This window comes from Infirmifilum sp. NZ, from assembly GCF_022693705.1.
In the GTDB taxonomy this organism is placed as follows: Archaea; Thermoproteota; Thermoprotei; order Thermofilales; family Thermofilaceae; genus Thermofilum.
In genome coordinates, this window is the sequence record NZ_CP094288.1 from 325,394 (window position 1) to 343,488 (window position 18,095).

An 18,095-nucleotide genomic window follows, 5' to 3' on the forward strand; every position below is an offset into this window, starting at 1 on the left:
TCCTCCAACAACCTCGGGATCCCGAGGTTGGAGCCCAAGGGGGCTCCTAGACTGACACCGCTCAGTGGGGCGCGCCGGGCGCCAAACCCCTCAGGCCGCGGCTCCTCCTGCCCGAGCAGAAGCCCTCGCCCGCTGGCGTGGAGCCCTCCTCGAGGGCGCGAAGAACCTCGACGAGGCCTCTCACGTACCTGCCCCTGCTCCTCGCAGGGAACGGGAGGCACACAACAGGCACCCCCGGGCCCGCGAGCCGGACAGCCTCCTCGACGAGGTCGCACACCCTGCACAGCACGGCCACCACCAGCCTGGGCCTAAGCTCCCCGACAAGCCCCGCGAGCCGTTGCACAGCCGCCGCCAGCTCCCCCTCCGGCGCCTCGCCGACACGCCTACCCCTCCCGCCCAGCAGGTCCACCAGGAAGAACCCCCGAGACCTGAAGAACTCCAGGAACTCCGAGTAGCTGCCAAACCTCACCCCATACGCCTCCTCGAACGCCTCCCTCGTCGCCCGCCCCAGCTTAGAGCCCCCATGCGCGTAGAAGAAACTCCCGCCCGCCGGCGGAGACTCACCCACCATCAGCACCACCACCCTAGACGGCCTATACCGCTCCCTCAGCGCCTCAACCCTGCCGCCCATACCACAGCTCACACCGCATCACTCGGTCATGAAGCTTATGCCATAGACGCTTCAAACCCCTTAACCTCAAGCTTCAGCATAGGGCTTCCCCTTGGTATTGACTAACGCTTGGGGTCGCCAACAAAGGGAGGCTTCTTGCTAATCCTTCCAGCTTCATTCCCACATTAAGCACCGAATGCACCACTTAACCTTTACCGCGACCAGTTGCCACAACCCCTCACGCGAGAAGTTTTTCTTTAGACCATCAACGTGCATCGCACAGGTACATCTCCAGTTATGCTGGGAGAGAGCATAGGAGCAGCCATACCCTAAGTATGGAAGCAAATCTGAGAAAAAACACACCCGAAAAATAGTTAGCTCCAATTCACCTACTCACCAAGGTTTATCACTGTATATATGATCCCGGTTCCACCTTCTCCACCCCTTTCTTCTATCTCTATACCCTCAGGGTCAGGGACATCGTATGGATAATCATACCGCGTAAAAAGCTGAACAAAATCCTCGAAACATTTCTTTCCTTTGAAGTATGATATCAACTTCTGCAGAAAACTGGCTATACTACAGTTATAGTATCCCATAGCAGAGAAAGCTGGCTCTCCTACGAAGCCCCTGAGGAAGTTGGACGCAAATCCGAAGGCGTCTAATGAACAGAGAGAAACGCCTAGAACTTCTCCGCTTAAAAGGGGTGGGGGTATAAAAGTAGGTAGATCTAATAGCCAAGGTACATACCAATTGCGATGGTAACGTAAATACAATGAGTAATAATCACACCAAAATAAATCTTCTCTATTCACTCTTTCTACTCTCGAATCGTTGGCACTAACAATGTCATCAAGGAGACGCGCGCTGATGTAAACGAGGTCATTTTCTCTAAGGTCAAATAGAGTGTATGAACCTAAGGTATAGGTATAGTTAGGCAGACGGTACTCTCTGCCCCGCCCACTTATTTTGAAGGGCGGAAAGCGTGAAAGCAGGTAAAGCTGAGCCTCATTCGACAGATCCCACACACCGTTTCTCGTTACCTTTGCTTGAGATATCGTGAGCTTCTCAAAAAATATTAGGTTCCTATAGACGACAGAAAGGATGAATATCAAATCACCAAGCTCCCTTCTAACATTGTCTCCTTTGAAATCAAAACTAGCCATGATCTTCCCATGAATAAAAGCGGTGCTAGTTGAAAGCGTCACGCCATTACGCCCTCTTACCTCAAATCCTCGCAGCTGATGCACAACTTTCCTTACAATATCCACCTCGTGTGAGCTGTCACGAATTGCTTCCCTTAACCCACCACTGAACTTGTGAACGTAATCCCAGAAGACTGGTTCATAGGTAATTTTGTTGTATTTCCAGATTGCCTTGTCCACTTCGTCAAAATCTCGGATGCTCATTGCAGTTTTTACTTACCTAAAAGAATATAAAATTTTTCTCTAAGACCTCGTATCAACACTTCACATATAAAAGCTAGAGCAGACAATACCCTTGGCAAGCTAAAATTCATATTTTTAGGGATCCATCAGAAAAACTCACCTAGCTTAAACCCAATATACAACCAATCAATTGTCTCTTGACTTCTTCGCTAGCTCCAAAGCACAACATCATGGTTCTCTGGGCTGAAATGCTTTCAATTGTCTCTTGACTTCTTCTAAACGTAAATAAATCTCTGTTTTGAAAAAGCGGTTTAAAATCTTTCAATTGTCTCTTGACTTCTTCTAGGTCCCGCTCCCTCGGGGACCGACCCGATCATTTTGTTCCTTTCAATTGTCTCTTGACTTCTTCGCGCTGAAAGTGATCGAGGAGAGAGGCGAAATCACGTATCTTTCAATTGTCTCTTGACTTCTTCATCGATTCGAGCACAAACACCGGAGGCTGGCTTACCGTCTTTCAATTGTCTCTTGACTTCTTCACCACCACCAGAGTTCAAGTTGCCGCCAGCACCAACAACTTTCAATTGTCTCTTGACTTCTTCGCTAAGCTGTGGTGGGCGACGCATGTCCCTGAGAGGAGCTTTCAATTGTCTCTTGACTTCTTCGGCTAAGAATCGCAGGCGCACACTTGTGCTGATAAAGCTTTCAATTGTCTCTTGACTTCTTCCCCCAATGATCAACGAAACCCCCCAACGACCCGCTGATCTCTTTCAATTGTCTCTTGACTTCTTCACAAGAACAGGCAACAACTGGACAAGTGGGCCCCCACAATCGACTTTCAATTGTCTCTTGACTTCTTCATGTGCTGGAAGTCCTAGAGGTGAAGGTCCCGTGAACGCAAAACTTTCAATTGTCTCTTGACTTCTTCCTACGGAGAGTCCATGATATACGGCATGGCGAGGGGTGGGCTTTCAATTGTCTCTTGACTTCTTCACCGGCATGTCACCCTTCACCAAGACGGGCAAGGTGAACGTCTTTCAATTGTCTCTTGACTTCTTCAGGCCACTTCACTCTCCTTACCACTACAACACTTATTCCCCTTCTTTCAATTGTCTCTTGACTTCTTCCTGCCTCGACTGCGGAAGGGTGGCTAGGCTTGCTCAGAAGTAAACTTTCAATTGTCTCTTGACTTCTTCATATAAAGGCCAGGGCTAAGGGCTTCCTGCTCACAATATACGAGACTTTCAATTGTCTCTTGACTTCTTCGGATAAACGTCCACACCGGCTCCGTGACCGGCGCAGTATTACCTTTCAATTGTCTCTTGACTTCTTCATGAGACCGGTAGCGTGACGGTGGACAAGCTGCAGATGTACACTTTCAATTGTCTCTTGACTTCTTCGTACAGCTATGGCTCATGAGTGTGGATAATAGTACCATATCCCTTTCAATTGTCTCTTGACTTCTTCAGAAAATCCTATCGAAGCTCAGGAGTCCTGGCAAGAGCAACTTTCAATTGTCTCTTGACTTCTTCATAGTGTCAATGAAAGCCTACCCGTAACCCAGGTGAGAGCCTTTCAATTGTCTCTTGACTTCTTCAGGTTGAGAACTACATCCGCATGATCGAGAGCCGCTACGGCACTTTCAATTGTCTCTTGACTTCTTCCGTGGGCTAATTGGTCTTTCGAGGAGAGCGGAGAGGAGAAACTTTCAATTGTCTCTTGACTTCTTCTAGGGTTTTACGAAAAGAGCGTCTGCAAGTGAGATTACGCCTTTCAATTGTCTCTTGACTTCTTCTCCCCGCGTGTGGCAAGCTCACCCGAGACGAACGCCAACCTCTTTCAATTGTCTCTTGACTTCTTCGCCGAGCGTGTACTCGTGGGGGGTCTCGGGGAGTATCGATCTTTCAATTGTCTCTTGACTTCTTCTGGAGAACCTCCTCAACCTAAGGTGGCTTCCAGCAGGCAAGACTTTCAATTGTCTCTTGACTTCTTCTGATTGATAAGTCGTAGGAGCCGCGAGGAGTGTAGTTACTTTCAATTGTCTCTTGACTTCTTCCCTATTCGCGAAAATATTCAACCTGGCGAGGAGCCTAACCTCAGGTACTTTCAATTGTCTCTTGACTTCTTCTTGATTTCTTCAGGCTTTACCTTGAGGATACTCAGGACTTTCAATTGTCTCTTGACTTCTTCCATTCCCACCACCGGTGCTTGGTCGGGGTCGGGGCCTCATTCTTTCAATTGTCTCTTGACTTCTTCCGTTAAACGATGTGGGAGGGGCTATTTAAATGTTCTTTTTTTACCCGTTTCCCGTTTCCCGTGCGAACACGCGTTTTCAGGCTTATCTCTTCCCGTGGTTGTAATTTCAAACCCTCCCTGTATTTTAAAAGTTCGCAATGTTAATGAAACTTGATTAATAAGATAACTCGGTTATGTTCCACCTCAGTCTTCTCGGAGGAAACTTTAAATAGCCTGAAATTTTTCACTGCTGAAAATAAATTTAAGTTTCCCTAGGGGGTTTTTCGGGTTCAGAGCTGGTCGCCGCGGAGCCACTTCGCGAAGCCTTCGAGGTCAACCGCTGGTGCCTCGAAGGGATCCCCCAGGAGCGCCCCCCTCCTGGTTGCGGCATCCCGCTCAAGCTCCACGACGTGGAACTCCGACCGCTTGAGCTCCAGTAGCCCCAGCCCCGCGCTTTTCCTCCCCCCGACGGCTAGGCCCACCTCGGCCACGGCCTCGAGGAGCGACGCAAGCAGCCTGGACGGCGTGCTACCCCTACTCTCCACCTCGCCAACGAGTACCAGGGGCACCTCGACCCCTGCCAGGGACGTCTCGACCCTGTAGAGCGCCCCCTCCATCGCCGTCCCCGTCTTCCTGTCGATGCCGACCCCGTACCTGCTCTGCACCCTGAGGGGTAGCAGCGTGTCGAGGGGGCGGACGCTGGCCGCTCTAACGCGGTTCCCAAAGAGCCTCCCGACCGGGCAGTGGTGTGAGAGGTAGTCGATGAGTGCGCCCTGCACGTCTTCCAGCCTCTCGAGCTCGTAGCCAACCTCCTCTAGGACGCGCATGACGTCCTCGTGGCGGAACGGGCCGGCGTCCTCGCCCTTGAGGGCTTTCTCGAACTCGCCGAGCAGCTCCCTGGTGCTCTCCCGCGGGCTCTGCGAGAGCGTTACTTTCTCGAGGGCGAGCCTCTCCAGCTCCTCCATCTGCATAGTCAGAGCCAAGCGCTCAGCGAGGAAGCGGAGCGACCCCTTCCACGTGCTGGCTGGTATCAGCAGGGCGTTGCGCGAGCGTAGCCTGAGGGCGTAGAGCACGTTCGCCTCTCTCCCCCCGCCCACGTGGACAGGCGTCCGGGCTTCGAAGACGAGCCTCCCGATGAACTTTGCCTCAAAAACCCTCCCTCCTCCCACTCCGATCACCCCCTGAGCAGCCTGTAGTACTCGTCAACCGGCACCAGGGCGTTGAGGCCCGTAATAATGTCGCCGTTCAGGGCCACTGGGAGGCCGGCTCGGAGGGCGGCCGGCTCGCAGCTCTGGCTAACCAGGGCGACGGCGCCGGGCTTAACGAGCGTCGCGAAGGGTCGTGGGGCTCCTTTCCTGATGTCCCACCCGAGCTGAACCCGGAAGGTCCTACCGAAAGCTCTCTCCACCTCAACCCTGCTCCCGCCCCACTCCCAGGCTTTCTCGGGTAGCAGGGGGGACAAGGCTATAAACACGCCCCTATCGGGCGCTGGCCGTGCTTGAACTTGGGTGAGGCTCAGCTCAGCCCACCCGAAGCCCCTCGAAGACCCTCTACCTAGAGTAACCTCCAGCCTGCCTGGCAGCTCGATCCCATCGGCTACGGCGAGCCGAGCCCAGAACTCCGACCCCTCGGCTATCGCCTCGTACTCGAACAGCATCTCCCTCACAGCCGACCCCCTTGTTTTGCTTATCCCGACGGATGTGGCCCTGAAGGTGCGTGGCCTGAAGGTCTTGTACTCGTCTCCATCAAGGTACACAAGCTCGCCGTGCATGGACTCAAGGGGCGAGACCAGCCCCCGGCTTAGGCAACGTGGGCAGAATCCGGGGAACTCGGGGTTGTGGCCGCCCTCGAGAGCCCTCGCAGCGCTCTCCGTCAGGTCCTGGGTGTGGCCGCACAGCTTGCAGCGCGCCATGAACGGCGTAGCCGGCAGTGTCCGGTGCCCTCCAGCTAGCGGGAATGCGGCTGACGCCAAGATGCTCGGCTGGCTCGCCTCTCGGGATAAGTCTTCCTCCCCCAGGGGCCCTGCCCTGAAGAGAGCCGTCACGACGGCTCCGCGTAGCGTAGAGCCGGGTATGTACTCGGGCGGCCTTATGTACCCGCGCTCGGTTCTCCTGCGCGTGATGATAGCGGGGCTTTTGAGCACCAGCCTAACCTCGTACAGCTTCACGGCTGCACCACCCTTTCCCACAGCCACCTCCTCATCCTCTGCAGAAGGGGCTTCCACTCATCCCCGATGAGCCCGTCCAGCCTCCCCTCATCCTCAACCTTCAAATCCACGACCGACCTCCTCCCGAACCTCCCCGTCCTGAGCTCCGCCATAGCAAGGAGCAGAAGAGGAAGAAGTTCCCTTGCCCCCTCCTCGAGCCTGACAAAGCCCTCGAACTCTACCCCCGGTGGCAGGTTCTCCATTGTGTAGAGCATGTCCTCCTTGGCTGTGAGAGTCGTGTCGCTGAGGGAGACGCGAGTCACTATCTCAGTCGTAAGCTCTCCAACGGCCCTGAAGTCGCTCACGTAGAGCTTCGCATGACCCTCCGGGCGCGTCCCGGGGTACCCGAAGAGCCTGCATACGTCGCAGGGACCTCCCATGCTTTTGTGAGCCTGCTCGATCATCTCGGGCTTTACCTCGCCGCAGCTCGTGAAGCCATAGGCCTCTGCTACGCGAGAGGCTGAAGTTCTCAGGGCGCCCTTCACGCTACTGCCGGGAATGTACAGCTCGAAGCGGTCCCCGACGAGCTTCCTGGCATGCACCACATCAGCGCCGACAACCTCGGGCACTCCCCACCCAACGGTCAGCAGACCCACAGCCTTAAGCCTGATCCTGAACCCTATCACCAGGCACCACCCCCAGCCAGCTTGATTAGGATCAAAACGTCCGCGAGCGGGATAGCCCTCTTGCCTGGAGGAGCGCCGAGGAAAGTCGCCCTCACAAGCTCGAGGAGCGATTTGTAGGCATCCCCTAGCCCACCTTCACCCCGCGCCGCCTGCCTCTGGAGGTACACAGCCAGTATCTCCCTCCAGCACGGCGAGCCGGAAACCTCGCTCCAGGCCCTCAGCGTGGCGGCCCTCAGCTTCCTCAGCCTCTCTGACTCAACCTTCTTGGAGGGCTCGGAGCCGCTGGGCCTCGAGGTTAGGAAAGCCACGCCGAAAGAGCGCTTGTGAACCTCAAAGCTGACGCTGTCACTCCACTGCCCGTTAACCCCTTCAGGCGCGAAGACCAGGCGGAAAACCGTTCTCCAAGCCTCCGGCTCGGCTCCGTCGCCGAGCTCTATCAGGTAGGGCTGGATGCTGTCGATGGTGCTCTCGCCGCAAACGGTTGTCTCAGCCACGTTGCTGGGGCGAGCGCGGCGGGACAGGAGCGAGATCCTTTCTACGGCGCTACTTCCAGAGGGAGAGCCCGACTCGTAAATGTCGAACACCAGCGCCCCCAGTGAGGCGTTCTCCCTGCTCCTGATAACCCCCTTGGCCACCTTGAGCAGCTCACCCGCGCTGTCGATCAGCGACCAGAGGTTCATTTTCACGGGGCCCGCTACCACCGCTACTGACAGACCGCGCTTTAAGCCTAGCTGCCTGCAGAACTCCTCGGCGATGAAGTGAGCCAGCACGGGAGCAGCCCAAGAGGGGGAGAGTATCAAACCGTCGTCGCCGCCCATGTATATCGTCCCGAGAAAGACCTGGGAGACCGCCTTCATGGCTTCCTCCTTACCGACCGCCTCCTTAACGCCTAGATACAGGGCTTCGAGGGCCTTGCGGTAGGCAGTCTTCATCGCGACGTCTATCCGGAAGCTCCGCTCCACGGCGTCAGAGAACGAGACCGCCTCGTGCATGAACGAACCCATCATGTTCCCGTCGAACCTGACGACGGCGTAATCCCTCCAGTTAACCTCACCTCCCTTGGCCTTCTCGATCTCATCGGGGGTATGACCGGCTATGATCCTCATGATGTCGCCGGAAACCTCCTCCCACAAGGCGCCGAATGATTGAGATGGGCTGAACTCCGCGCCGTCGACAGCGATCCTCGACTCCCACTTCGCCTTGAAGTGAAGCTTCGAGCCCAGCTCGTAGAGGTCGTGGCAAACTTTACACGCATCCACCTTGCCTTCAGGCGTATCCACAGTGGTTACAGCGGGCGCCGAGTAGCAGAGCCTGCATAAGCCCCTCGAGCCCTCCATTCCTTCGGGTTTACTCATTCCAAACGCGACGTTGTTCTTCTCGAAGCTCATGGCTGGGAAAAGGAGCCCGCTAACGTAGGGGTAGCTCGTCGAGAAGGGGGCCAAGGCCACGTGAAGCTGTGGACCAAACTTCTCCGCGTATCCCCTGGCCAGATCGCGAAGCCTTTCAATCATGCGCTTTGGTAGAACGAGGAGAAGCATCCCTCCCCCCGAGTAGAGCACAGCCTCGGGCGGAACCTTGATGCTTTTCGCCCGCAGGTAGTAGAGGAAGTGCGCGTGGACCGCAAGGTCGATTAGGTAGCTGGCCGCCGCGACCACCCTTATCTCCTGGCTTCTGAAGACGAAGCTTTGAACGGAGTCCACGTCTACCAGCACTAGGTACGTGTCAGCCTTACCCTCCCCCTGCTCCTGAGACAACTTAGCCCCAACCCCGCCCGCGAGCCTCTCAAGGAACTTCTGGGTCAGCTCGCGTACAGGGTCTTCGCTGATAACGCCGGCGTCCCGCAGCTCCTCAACCTTCCTGCAGGCTTCCCGCCAGAAGTCCCAGCTGTCCTTTGGCAGCTTCAAGAGACTCTCCATCTTCTTTAGCTCTTCGCCGATAGTGGCCTGAACGACGAAATCAAGCCTATCGCTCGCCGCCGCAAGCCTGTCCGCCTCCGCTAGGACTCCTCCGGCCCTGTGATGCTCCCTAATAATCCTCGCCACCTCGCTCACTAGGCCGTCGGGAAGCAGGCCCGTCAGCAGCCTACGGGCCAGCTGCTCCGAAGCCTCGTAGTGGTGCTCCGGGTCGAGCACCTTCCCAAGGTCGTGCAGGAGAGCCGAGAGACGCATCATCGCTAAGCGCCCCGTGGGAGCTTCCCGGTTGCACTCCTGCACCCACACTAGGGCAGAGGTTAGGAGCGCGTGAGCCACGAGGCTAGAGGTGTTGTACCCAGGCCTGGTGTCGGCAGGGAACTTAACCCACGCGTTGAACACGAGCTGAGAGGTAGCGGGATCGAAAAGGGGCGATAAGTACTCTTTCACCTGCCGGAACTCTTCACTACCGAAGAGGGCAGTCAGGTTCACAGCGAATTTGTAAGGGTCTTCGGCAACCATTTTCCCGTACTCCTCGGGTAGCAGTAACATGTAGGCGAAGGCTTTGAGCGGCGTTGGAGCTACGGGTGTGACCTCGGCGAGCAGGGGGGCCTTGAGGAAAATCGCGATCGCGTCAGCCACGCGCTCAAGGAGGTCCTCCTCCTTAACCCCTACCGTCTCCCAGTGCTTCACGAGCCTCTCGAGCAGCCCCCTCAGCCTTGAGAGCATCTCAAGGAACTCTTTGCGGTCGTCATCCGTTACCCTTCTCACTGCTACCGGTGCCCCCTTCTCCCAAAGCGGTACCCTGAAGCCGCGGTACACCGGGTAAGGCTCCTTAAACTCCGGAAGTGAGGCTCCCAACGATCCCCACCTCATCTACTTCTATTAGCTCTTCAGCGTACGCCTGCTTAGCGGCGCCCACCAGATCCTTGACCAGCGGGTCGAGCTTCTCGCCACTCACCACAGACCCAGGCGCAATGGAGGATGAGCCGACCTCCAGGCCCTTAGAGAAGGGTGCCAGCTCGAGGCTCTCCAGCTCGTACCTCACCACGCCGAAGATGTGCGGGAGGTCTCTGCGGTACTTCAGCTTCCCGAGCAGGACCGGCCTACCCACCCTCGAGTCGCTCAAACCCATGCCGAAGAGAATGAGCCCCAGCTCCTCGGGCTTAAGGTTGAAGAAGTAAACCTCGCCGCTGAACCTGCTCCCAGGGGGAACCGCTTCGACTTTTTCATTGTAGGGCAGATCCAGCTTTACAGTTGAGGTCCCTACGCCGACGAAGTCGCTGAAGCTCACAAGCCCCTTGAGGCCCGCCGTTCCGAAGATGTCGCAAAGCAGGCAGACCTCGCACTCCTCTGGCCCCTCCACGCAGGTGCAGGCCGGCCGGTGTCCCTCCAGCGACCCCCTCCATATCCTGTAGTGCCTCCAGCCCTGCTGGCCGGGCTTAGGCTCCAAGATAGGTTGTGAGGATCTCACGAAGCAGGCCCTGACAGCGTCCCCCTTAGGGACGAAGCTGAGCTCCAGCCTGCTCCTGACGTTCCCCTTTACGCTGCTTCCAGGCACCACAACGCCAGCCCGCGTAGACGAGAACAACGCGTAATCAACGGACATGGTTTCGGCGAGCTCGCGGATGAAGCTCTCAAGGTTCACGCGCTCCCTGGAGCCCGTGACCTTTTCGAGGAGGCTCCTGTCGAAGGAGAATTTCAGCATCCCGGTGCCCACGTGCAGGTAGCTATCGTAACTGTCGCCCAAACTCCTGGAACACGTTCTCAGGCTAACCTTCAGGCGGCCGGCAAGCCCATCAGCCTTGCTCCTGTCCCTCGGCCTTCCCCTTAAGACTTTAAGCGCGCGCTGCACTGCTCCCACACCTCTTCCAGCTTCCCGACCACCTGCCAGGCAACAGCCCCCTCAGCCACTACTTTATGCTCCTCAACCCTCGCGATGCTGCCCAGATCCACCTCCAGGTCCTTATCGTCTATCGCAACAAGCTTACCTTGCTCCACGGTGAGACCCCATATTGAAATGCGGAGGTCCTCTACGTGAACCCTGCCGAAGCCCCTCGTCTTGAAGCCGCCGACCCTCACCCACCCCTCGTGCAGCATCCTCAGGGCCTTGAAGAGAAGGCCGAGCGCGTAGTTCGGCAAGTTCGTCGCCGCGATCGTGAAGCGGAAGCGCGCACCGGGCTCCACGTACTCCACCTGGTACAGCGCGCCCGCGTGAACCGCTCCCGTCCTGCGGTCTATCGCGATGCCAGTCCTGACGCCGATTGGGACCTCGACGACCTCCCCGCGCTCGTCGAGAGGGTCAGCGTCGCTGAACACCACGTGACCGGTGAACGACGGAGATCCGAACATCTTGCAGAGCAGGCACGCTTTCTCGTGAAAAGCCCTGATAGCCTCCATAACGTCCCCTACCCGTAACCGATCCTGAACGTAGCCCATGAGGGTGCTACCCCCGTATTCGGTGAACTCCTGATCCATGCACGTGTAGCCTGACAGCCCGCTACAAGCATGCAACCCCTTTGCGAGAGCCAGCTGCATGGCTGTGCTCCTGAACACGCCCTTAAGGCTGCTCCCCGGGATGTAGGGCACCTTCTTCCCACCTATTGCCACCCTCAAGACCGCCAAGTCCACCGCGCTGCCCAGCGGAGGCTCTCTGCCCGCACCGACCCTGAGCGGGGAGTCATTCACGAGATAGCCTTCGACCACCGCGTCGCGCAGCCGCACCCTATGAGAGCTCCAGGGGATCCTTTGGCTCACAGATCGCCACCCCTTATTTCCCCCTCAGCCACCTTCGCGAGGCGCCCGTCCCTAGGCTCGTACACGTCGTATCTCCCCTCCACGAGCCTGATGAGGCCGTAGCCTACCGTCCTCCTTGCGCCGACCTGCACCATACCGTTAGCCAGGAGCTCAAGCAACTCCCTAAGGAGCCCACCTCTTTCATCTGCCGGTTGCGGGAAAACCCTTATGTTCACAATGTCCATCATGAACTTCCACCTCACGTAGGGCGCAACTTGCTCCTCGGTGTACAGGATCCCCGGTTGCGCGCCGCTGAAATCCCTGTTTATGCCGACCCCCGTCTTCACGAACGTGGGAGCAAAGAAGCCCTCAGGATAGGCGTCGTACACGCGCACGTGGCTCGCCAGCCTAGTGCTACCGAAAGTGCCGCAGATCACGCAGTAAGTCCCATCATCCCCCTCCTCCCTAGCCTCAGGGTCCCATGGCGAGTGCACGGGCATGTTCCTGGCCCTGGCGATCGACTCGGCCAAGCTACGCAAAACGCCCTTCAGGCTACTCCCCGGTATGTAGGGTACGCTCTTCCCGTCGGCGAACACCACACGAAGCGGCGCGGTGTCCACAGTCGATCCGAGAGGTGCCTCCCTCCCAGCCCCCACCCTCAGCGGAGAGACGTTGACAAGCGTGCCGGTAATCCGGGTGAGCACCTCGAGTTTATCGAAGTCTGCGTAACGTCCCCTCAACTAGCTCACCTAGCGCTAGCCAACTGCTTGAGGAGCTCCTCCAAGCTGAGCTGACTGAGGTCGCCACTTACGCGTTGCATTCCAACGGCCTCGAAAACCCACTTGGCAAAGCCGAGCATCTTCCTAGCCTCTTCCTTCCCGTAATCACGCTCGTACAGCTCGCGCAAGGCTTGAGCCACGAGTCTAGCCATCGTGCGCCCTACACCTAGTCTCTGCACCTGCCTCAGCGCGTAAGCAGCGGTGACGAGAAGCGCCTCCCTCCCCTCCACGGAATCAAGCGAAGCGATGAGATTCTCGAGCTGCGAGGCCTTAACCCCATCCCTCCTCGCCGCGACACCTATGCGCGCGCCCCAGTCGAGAAGCCACTTCTCGTCTATCTGCTTCATTTTCGCGGACATACATGTTATTTAACATCGACATTTTTTTAAAGTTAACTTCCAATCTAAATTAAGAAAAGCTACACAACTCAGCGGGTGATCACATTGAATCAAGAGACTATTAGCACCGAAATCGCTAATAAAATTCTCAACTCTCTTCACAAATACTCTGTAAACATTCTAAGAAGGGAAGATATCATATCTGCTACTACTTTCGAACTTTGTGAGATAAAAAACTTCTCCGAAGCTGAATGCGAATATATCCTAGAAGCTCTATTCCCAAAGGAGGTTAACGACATAAAGAAAAGCATGAAGAATACTTGTAACGAGTTGATCGAATTATTTAAGAATGCCACAAGAACACTTATTTTATTTATTGAAAACAGTTTTGAAGAAGCAACTCAAACTTCTTACCCTCAACCTGAACTGACCCAGGAACTCTGTCTTCACTTTCCTACAAAAGCCTCTAGTAAAATTGCAGATTTTCATCAAAAAATCGTTGAAATAGTCAATAGGAGGCAAACATTCCTAAGCGGTGTAGCCTTGCTATTACAATTAAACCAAAGAAATCCGGATGAATGCAAGATAGAAGTAGAAAGTGGTGATATTCCTATTATTAGGGTGTGGAGCAAGTTGGCGGATGTTGGTTTCGGCTTAGCTCCTCCTGTGCTCGAAAAGATTAGCCAAATAAGTAAACTTTATTCGAAGCTCGGGCAGAAACTTGTTATCCACTCAAAAGAAATCAGCAACTTCCTTGGGGGTTGTGAAGTAAGTAAGCTTTCTTCCCTTGTATATGACCAGCTATCTCAGTCAAACGATTTAGCGGACTTAAAGGAATACATAAAATATCTGGTCGATTATGTAGTTCAACACTTGCGAAGGTTGAATGAAGAAAGACGGCCGCTCCCCAAAGACATCGAGGACTATATAAATAAAGTCTTCGTCAACCGTGGCTTTGCCGAGTTTGAGGTATATTCGGCTTTTATTCGTTTAGGCATACCAGCGATACCGAGGCTTAAAGTACCTTACAAGGATGAAAAGAAGGGAACAAAGTACGAGGTTGACGTATTAGCCGCTCCACGTAATGAACTTTGGGTCGTAGAGGTTAAGACAGGTGAATCACTGGAGGAGGAAGAATTAGAAAATTTAAATATAGTTAAGCAAATATTGAATGCCAATCGAGTAGTACTTGTAGTTGATAAGCCAAAAGAGGCGGAAGAGTTAGTTAATAAGATCGGTTATAAGGAATCCATGCATTGCTTATCGTTTAGCGACCTAATTGCGGGGTGTGGATTTTTCCAAGAATATCTTAGAGCACTTACCACCAGCACACAAAGTGCAAAAAATCACCACATAGATGTTAAGCCTCTAGGTTAATAATTTCAAAATAATATAATTTAGTCTGCAAGATAAAAGACAGCAGACTACCTAAGGCAAAAACTATTAAAATAGTAATGCGCTTTAAGTCACTTGATTTGAGGAGTGATGTGGAGAGGAGTTGTTACGATATTGAATGTCCCGGTTAACGTTGCCTTGACGCGGGCGCGATCATTTTCAGCTACGAGGGTGACGAGTGGTGGATGAGGTCGAGCTGTGGAGGAGGGCGTTCTGCACCTACACCAAGGAGCCCGGCGTGCTGCAGGCCTGGGTCGAGCACGTAGAGCGGGTTGGCCCGGAGAGGGCTGTGGAGGAGGCAGTTAGGTACATCAGGGTTTACGGCGACGCGCCCGACGGGGTGACGCTCGGCTTCTCGCCCCAGGTCCTCGTGGCGGCTGCGGCTGTGCGGGGGATGCAGGGGCGCGAGCCGGCGCTAGTCGTCGTCACGAGCCCTGAGGTCGTGGCGGGCAGCGTGAAGGCCGCGGAGCTGTCCCACAGGGTCCTGGCCCTCTTCAGGGAGAGCGGGCTCGTCAAGAGCCTCTACACGTCGCTCATGGCCCCCTCGCGCGATGTGAGCGTGGACAGGGTGCTCTCCGAGCTCACGGGCGCGTTGCAGAGGGCGCGCGGCGACGGCGTCAGGGTGCTGGACATCTCGGGTGGGACGCAGCTCGTCCCGGTGGCGGCGATGAGGGCGGGCCTGAGGAGGCTGACCTACACCTACCCCGACGGGGAGTACGTCGTCGTCTACGGGTTCGAGGTGTAGCCGCTTGAGCGGCGGAGTGCTCCCGGACAGGTGCGTGAAGAACGCCGCGGTCTTCGACCCGGATATGCCTTACACGTTCACGAGCGCGCTCCTCGAGGTGGACTACCTCTGCGAGTGCGACGAAAACGACCCAGATCCATGGAGGCTCCTAGCCGCCACCGGAATCCCGAAAGGGAGGTATCTCCTCGTCGAGGACGTCTCGAAGGCAGCTGAGATCGCCGGGAAGGTGGCCAAGCGGTCCCTCCTGACGCTGACCCCGGTTCCCAGCGAGCTGTGGGTAAAGGTCAACACTCCTCAGAGCGGAGGCTATGTGGAGGTTCCGGCCCCAGCCCACCTTGCCTTCAGCGAGATAATCAACATGCTCTTCTACTCCGCGCTCCTGCTCCCCGAGGATGAAGCCAAGAACATCGCGAAGTGGATCAGGGAGCTCCTCGGATCGCTCGGCGTCACAGGCGGGGAGTCAGGGAGCGTTTACCAGATCGTCAAAGCCCTTCACGACCACGGCAACTTTATCACTGAAAAGCTGAGGAACCACCTCACGAAGGTGTGCAAGACCCTTTCGTCTCTCTGCAGTAAAAGCGCGTGGGTTGTCCTAGTACAGAAGGGCATGGAGGAATACAGGCTCCGAAAGGTCCTCGAGAGCATCGAGATCCTCGCTAGCCTGCTCAGGTGCGGGCAACCGGAGAACGGCGGGCCCGATAGGGTGTGCTACATCAGCCAGGAGGTCCAGAGCTTCCTCAAGAGCAGAGGGATAGAGTTCGCGAGCCTCGCCGGAAACAAGTGCAAGGTTCTCATACAGGTCGACAAGAACGACTTGCTGAAAGATCTCTCTAATTCCGGCTACTGTGAGAATGTGTTGTTCATAGTTTTCGGCGACTACGCGAAGGCCGCGCTGAAGCAGGTGCTCGACTCCCAAGCTCGCCACCAAGTGCTCGTTGTAAACGAGTCCTTCTACGCGCCCTACAGCGAAGTCCCCTACGGTGTTAAATCGTTCTATGGCTACCTTAAGGCGGTCGAGCAAGCCTGCTATGCTTCAGGCGGTCAGCAACCGCTCTTCGACCCCCAGCAGCTACTGGGGGATTGCCCCCTCGCGTCGGGACTCAGCGATAAGGAGCTCTGCGAGCTCGCGTTGCTACTGGCGAGGAGCGTGGTGGTTGAAACAGGGGGAGGGCGATGAGCGTGCTCAGCGTCCTCTTCACCGTCCGCGAGAAGAAGTCGCGCAAGACAATACTCGCTGTCCCGTGGCTGGAGGCGGGACGTAGCCTGGGCGACGTCGGCCTCGCCGTGAACTCTGACTGCTTTGCTGAGGGAGACTTAAAGAAGATTTGCTCTAGTGTGCTAGAGGAGCTGTTGAGGCTGATGGGCCTTGGAGTGCGGATGAAAGTCGAGCAAATGGGAGAAACGATGGGTGCTCTAACGCTCATCGGGAACAGCCCCCATTATCCCTTCGCCTTCGTGCCGATCCTTGTCGTCGAGGAGATAGAGGAGCACACCTCCTCAGAAGTCGTAGCGAGCATCCACAGGCTGGCTAAGAGACCCCTCTCCCAGCTACCAGCGGACACCCTATGCTCAAGCTGCGCACCTTCCCTTGAAGTGGGCGACGACGAGCACGAGCAGCAGCTGGCCGCTACAACGCTGGCCTCACTGCTCACCGCGAAGACCAGGCGCGGCTACTACCTCTCGCTTGTGCTGGCGCAGTCCCTCCCGCTCTTCACCCGTGCCGGGGTCAGCGCGGAGGCCGTCTCCACGGCTCTCGCCGCGGCTCTGAACTATGTGTACGGCTACTACGGGAGGAGGATAGCCGGGGAGTTCGGCGAGACGATGAGGTTCCTCATGGCCGAGCCACCAACCCCCATTGAGCTTAACCCGAGCGAGCTCTACGCGAGCATCCTCGACACGTTCAAGCGGCTTGGCGCCTCCGACACACAGCTACTTATCGCAGAGCTCGAGAGCACCGTGAAAGCGAGGCTGGGCTTGCAGCGCTCAGAGATCCTCTTCGGCAGAAGCACTCTCCTCCACCGCGCACTTACGAAAACGATAACGGGCGGTAAATACGACACGATCGTAACCGTGGCGACCGAGCAGTGGGGCCCTCTCCAGCGCGAGCTACTCGCAGAGCACCTAGACAAGGAAGGCACGCTTGCGGTGCTTTTCACCCAGGCCTCGCTGCACAACGTCCTAGCCGAGAGGATCGTCTCCGGCTGGCTGAAAACGCACGGTAAGCTAGTCTACGTCCCCACATCGGCCACCGACTCCTACCTGCTCAGCCAGGAGAGCCTCGAGGCCGCCCTCAAGAAGCACGTCAAGAACAAGCGCACCATAGTGGTGGCCCAGGGCCCGGCATCCATCGCGCTCCCCCTCTACGCCTGGGCCAAGAAGACGGGAGCAGAGGCCGTCCTCGTATAACCCAACCCCTTGAGTTAAACGTTATTTTCAACAGTGAAAAAATCTGAAGTATTTAAGGTTTTCTCTGGGAAGACTGGGGTGGAACATAACCCTGTTATCTTATTAATCAAGTTTCATTAACGTCGCGAACATTTAAAATACAGGGAGGGTTAGAAATCACAACCGCGGGAAAAGTCACCCTGCAAAAACGCGTGTTCGCACGGGAACAAGGAACAGGCTAAAAAGGAACATTTAAATACCCCCTCCCACATGGTTTAACGGCAGAAGTCAAGAGACAATTGAAAGTATCAGCGCGGGTATCGCCCTTTCCATGTACTTGCGGCTTTCAATGCAGAAGTCAAGAGACAATTGAAAGTTTGCGCCACTTCTCAGCCTCTGCCTTGTAGGCATCGAGCATCGGCAGAAGTCAAGAGACAATTGAAAGCTACGTCTACAAGAGTAACGCTACGCCCCATATCATCTATTTCGGCAGAAGTCAAGAGACAATTGAAAGTACAGCATCATGCGGCTCTATTTCATGCCAAGTCTCAGCAGCAGAAGTCAAGAGACAATTGAAAGTCTATAACCTCATGAGGAGTGTCTGCTCAGGAGTGTTGCAGAAGTCAAGAGACAATTGAAAGAAACCATATAAAAGTTGTAGCACCATTCGAGAGAGAAATGAGTGAGGCAGAAGTCAAGAGACAATTGAAAGGACGAATACCGCCACGGCAAGCGCCGTATCCCA

14 protein-coding genes and 2 CRISPR repeat arrays (1 of these 16 cut by a window edge) are annotated in these 18,095 nt (G+C 55.8%); of the genes, 4 read left to right on the forward strand and 10 right to left on the reverse strand.

Annotation, left to right across the window (positions count from 1 at the left end):
- Window positions 1-61 precede the first annotated feature (61 nt).
- From MOV14_RS01755 to MOV14_RS01800, 10 genes are all read right to left on the reverse strand, one after another.
- Window positions 62-643, reverse strand: coding sequence for a hypothetical protein (locus MOV14_RS01755; protein WP_318537512.1), 582 nt, complete (start codon window positions 641-643; stop codon window positions 62-64).
- Window positions 644-999: 356 nt separating this feature from the next.
- Window positions 1,000-2,019, reverse strand: coding sequence for a hypothetical protein (locus MOV14_RS01760; RefSeq protein WP_318537513.1), 1,020 nt, complete (start codon window positions 2,017-2,019; stop codon window positions 1,000-1,002).
- A 162-nt stretch (window positions 2,020-2,181) separates the two neighbouring features.
- Window positions 2,182-4,251: direct repeats of the CRISPR family, unit length 25 nt; unit sequence CTTTCAATTGTCTCTTGACTTCTTC.
- Window positions 4,252-4,520: 269 nt separating this feature from the next.
- Window positions 4,521-5,399, reverse strand: a complete 879-nt coding sequence (locus tag MOV14_RS01765) for an RAMP superfamily CRISPR-associated protein (protein WP_318537514.1) — start codon at window positions 5,397-5,399, stop codon at window positions 4,521-4,523.
- Window positions 5,400-5,404: 5 nt separating this feature from the next.
- Window positions 5,405-6,418, reverse strand: a complete 1,014-nt coding sequence (locus tag MOV14_RS01770) for an RAMP superfamily CRISPR-associated protein (RefSeq protein ID WP_318537515.1) — start codon at window positions 6,416-6,418, stop codon at window positions 5,405-5,407.
- Window positions 6,394-7,062 (reverse strand): RAMP superfamily CRISPR-associated protein, encoded by a 669-nt coding sequence (locus MOV14_RS01775; protein ID WP_318537516.1) that lies wholly within the window; start codon window positions 7,060-7,062, stop codon window positions 6,394-6,396. Before MOV14_RS01775 ends, MOV14_RS01770 begins: the two co-directional genes overlap by 25 nt.
- Window positions 7,059-9,833, reverse strand: coding sequence for a Cas10/Cmr2 second palm domain-containing protein (locus MOV14_RS01780; protein WP_318537517.1), 2,775 nt, complete (start codon window positions 9,831-9,833; stop codon window positions 7,059-7,061). Before MOV14_RS01780 ends, MOV14_RS01775 begins: the two co-directional genes overlap by 4 nt.
- Window positions 9,808-10,836: an RAMP superfamily CRISPR-associated protein gene (locus MOV14_RS01785; RefSeq protein ID WP_318537518.1), complete on the reverse strand. Its 1,029-nt coding sequence runs from the start codon at window positions 10,834-10,836 to the stop codon at window positions 9,808-9,810. The genes MOV14_RS01780 and MOV14_RS01785 overlap by 26 nt, the downstream gene beginning before the upstream one ends.
- On the reverse strand, window positions 10,803-11,729 hold the full coding sequence (csx7, locus tag MOV14_RS01790) for a type III CRISPR-associated RAMP protein Csx7 (RefSeq protein ID WP_318537519.1): 927 nt from the start codon (window positions 11,727-11,729) through the stop codon (window positions 10,803-10,805). Before csx7 ends, MOV14_RS01785 begins: the two co-directional genes overlap by 34 nt.
- Window positions 11,726-12,448, reverse strand: coding sequence for an RAMP superfamily CRISPR-associated protein (locus tag MOV14_RS01795; protein ID WP_318537520.1), 723 nt, complete (start codon window positions 12,446-12,448; stop codon window positions 11,726-11,728). The genes csx7 and MOV14_RS01795 overlap by 4 nt, the downstream gene beginning before the upstream one ends.
- Window positions 12,449-12,453: 5 nt before the next feature.
- A complete protein-coding gene (locus MOV14_RS01800; RefSeq protein ID WP_318537521.1) occupies window positions 12,454-12,846 on the reverse strand; it encodes a hypothetical protein in 393 nt (130 codons plus the stop codon).
- Window positions 12,847-12,930: 84 nt separating this feature from the next.
- Here MOV14_RS01800 and MOV14_RS01805 point away from each other — a divergent pair, with 84 nt between their 5' ends.
- From MOV14_RS01805 to MOV14_RS01820, 4 genes are all read left to right on the forward strand, one after another.
- Complete coding sequence (locus tag MOV14_RS01805; RefSeq protein WP_318537522.1) at window positions 12,931-14,202, forward strand: hypothetical protein; 1,272 nt, start codon at window positions 12,931-12,933, stop codon at window positions 14,200-14,202.
- 199 nt (window positions 14,203-14,401) lie between these two features.
- Complete coding sequence (locus MOV14_RS01810) at window positions 14,402-14,965, forward strand: hypothetical protein (protein ID WP_318537523.1); 564 nt, start codon at window positions 14,402-14,404, stop codon at window positions 14,963-14,965.
- 4 nt (window positions 14,966-14,969) lie between these two features.
- Entirely contained in the window at window positions 14,970-16,142 is a 1,173-nt protein-coding gene (locus MOV14_RS01815; RefSeq protein WP_318537524.1) for a hypothetical protein, read from the forward strand.
- On the forward strand, window positions 16,139-17,371 hold the full coding sequence (locus MOV14_RS01820; RefSeq protein WP_318537525.1) for a hypothetical protein: 1,233 nt from the start codon (window positions 16,139-16,141) through the stop codon (window positions 17,369-17,371). Before MOV14_RS01815 ends, MOV14_RS01820 begins: the two co-directional genes overlap by 4 nt.
- Before the next feature lie 260 nt (window positions 17,372-17,631).
- Window positions 17,632-18,095: direct repeats of the CRISPR family, unit length 25 nt; unit sequence GCAGAAGTCAAGAGACAATTGAAAG (it continues 3,189 nt past the right edge of the window).

Excerpts from the sequence above, each read along its gene's own strand:
- MOV14_RS01760 (WP_318537513.1), bottom strand. The coding sequence starts at position 2,019 with ATGAGCATCCGAGATTTTGACGAAGTGGACAAGGCAATCTGGAAATAC.
- MOV14_RS01800 (WP_318537521.1), bottom strand. The coding sequence starts at position 12,846 with ATGTCCGCGAAAATGAAGCAGATAGACGAGAAGTGGCTTCTCGACTGG.
- MOV14_RS01820 (WP_318537525.1), top strand. The coding sequence starts at position 16,139 with ATGAGCGTGCTCAGCGTCCTCTTCACCGTCCGCGAGAAGAAGTCGCGC.